This window comes from Pseudocitrobacter sp. 73 (assembly GCF_008369545.1).
In the GTDB taxonomy this organism is placed as follows: Bacteria; Pseudomonadota; Gammaproteobacteria; order Enterobacterales; family Enterobacteriaceae; genus Pseudocitrobacter; species Pseudocitrobacter vendiensis.
In genome coordinates, this window is sequence record NZ_VTZO01000094.1 from 1 (window position 1) to 246 (window position 246).

Annotated in this window: 1 pseudogene; it reads left to right on the forward strand. The window is 36.2% G+C overall.

Annotation, left to right across the window (positions count from 1 at the left end):
- Nucleotides 1-246 (forward strand): annotated as a pseudogene (locus tag F0Q32_RS26370) (hypothetical protein); the annotation flags it as partial.

The following is a 246-nucleotide window of genomic DNA, read 5'->3' on the forward strand; positions in this document are numbered from 1 at the left end:
CTCATGGATACGCCTGAATTTCATAAGCGCTTCATCAATTCAATCTATTTCCCTGTCGTTACTTATTATAAATATAATTACGGATTTACTTTACGTTTAGACACAAACTCACTTAACGATGATCAACTAAGAAAACTGGAAGAGTTGCATCCAGATTCCAACGTAAGGCACAACAAAGACGCTTTCGACTTTTCTACTCTCAACAAGGGAAGTGATGACAAAACTGTATTTATCGATAACAATGCG